Here is a 1,677-nt window from a genome sequence, read left to right on the forward strand (position 1 = left end):
GATGGCAATCGGGTGACGGCGTTCTTGACCAATGCTCCGCGGTTCAACGTGGCGTTCCTTGATGCTCGGCATCGTGCGCGTGGCCGGTGCGAGAACCGGATCTGTGAGTCTTGAACTGGCTGGTCTGGGATCAGCTGGCAGAGTAGGAGCCAGCCGTCCATTCCGTGGTCGTGGCTCAAACCGGATCTGACCCGCAAGGTGTCTTTGTTTTGACTTGTCCGACCACGGGGTGGCCGGCCGGCGCCCGCCCGGCCCACCTCGGTAACTTGATCAGAAGGCTGCCCGCCGCCAGTGGTGGCGTGGCTCATCACAGTATTGTTCCGAAGTGACTTCTCCCCGGACCGGTGCCGGCCGTAAACGGTCGCCGCCCCCTGTCCGCTATGAGAAGAGGTTGGAACCGCAATGTCTATTGTCTCGCGAACCTACGGGTTTGTCGTGGGGGTTGACACTCACGCGAAAAATCATGTCTATGCCATCATCAATGCCGCCACCGGCGAACACCTCGATACCCGCGATTTCCCCACAACCGTTGCCGGGATCAACCGTGCGATCACCTGGGCAGGCAACCGCACCGGCGGTGACGCCGAAACGCTCTGGGTCATCGAAGGCACGGCTTCCTACGGCGCGGTCTTGGCCGGCACCGTCTCCACTGCCGGATACCGGGTCACCGAAGCACCCAGGATGAGTGCCAAGGCCCGCCACGGGGTCGGCAAGTCTGATCCGCTGGACGCCCGCCGCATCGCCACCGCCGCCTTGCCACTGCCTGCCGATCAACTGCGCACACCCCGGTTGAACGAGGGAGTCCGCGCCGCTCTGCGGGTGCTGCTGACCGCCCGCGATTCAATGACCGGAGAACGCACCAGCGCAGTCAACGGGCTCACGGCCCTGCTGCGGATCACAGCGCTGGGGATGGACGCCCGCAAGGCACTGGCCGGGGAAAAGATCATCGCGGTCTCAAAGTGGCGTGAACGCGATGAGGCCCTGGCCGAGGCCACGGCCCGGGCCGAAGCGATCCGGTTGGCCAAACGCATCATCGACCTCGACGACCAGTTGAAAGCCAACGTTACCCGGATCACCGAGCTGGTCTCTGTCAGTGAGGCCGCAGCGTTGTTGGAGGAAACAGGATTCGGGCCGGTCACCGCAGCGGTCTGCCTGTCCACGTGGTCCCACCAAGGGAGGGTGCGCTCGGAAGCCGCCTACGCGTCCCTGGCCGGGGTGAATCCCATCCCGGCTTCCTCGGGCAATACCGTAAGGCACCGGCTGAACCGTGGCGGGGACCGGCAATTGAACAAGGCCCTGCACATAGTTGCGATGGTCCGCATGATCCATGATGAGGAAACGAGAAAATACACCGACAAACGCACACAAGAAGGACGCACCACCAAAGAGATCCGCAGGTGCATCAAACGGTACCTCTCCAGAAAGGTCTACCGAACCCTGAACGCCGGGACTCCGGCCACGAGTCCCGCTTGACAGATATAGAAGGGTCAAAACGCTCAAGAGCACGGGGTTGGGCAAGCTGCCGTATTGGTCTTTTGCCGCGAATCAGGCGTGGGCTGACCTGGCAATGTTCGCTTTGAACTTGGTCGCATGGCTGCAGCTAGCCCAGGTATTTCATCGAGAGGCCAGTAATTAAGCGTCATTAACAAAGAAAAAGTGATCCTGAACTGCGAAAAT

The 1,677-nt window shown here is 61.7% G+C and carries 1 protein-coding gene; it reads left to right on the plus strand.

All coding sequences use genetic code 11. The features are described from left to right. Nucleotides 1-402 precede the first annotated feature (402 nt). Nucleotides 403-1,473 carry an IS110 family transposase gene (locus CQ015_RS18580; RefSeq protein WP_105650853.1) on the plus strand — a complete coding sequence of 357 codons (1,071 nt, stop codon included), beginning with the start codon at nt 403-405 and terminating at the stop codon, nt 1,471-1,473. Nucleotides 1,474-1,677 lie beyond the last annotated feature (204 nt).

It is taken from the genome of Arthrobacter sp. MYb221, from assembly GCF_002979835.1.
Lineage (GTDB): Bacteria > Actinomycetota > Actinomycetes > Actinomycetales > Micrococcaceae > Glutamicibacter.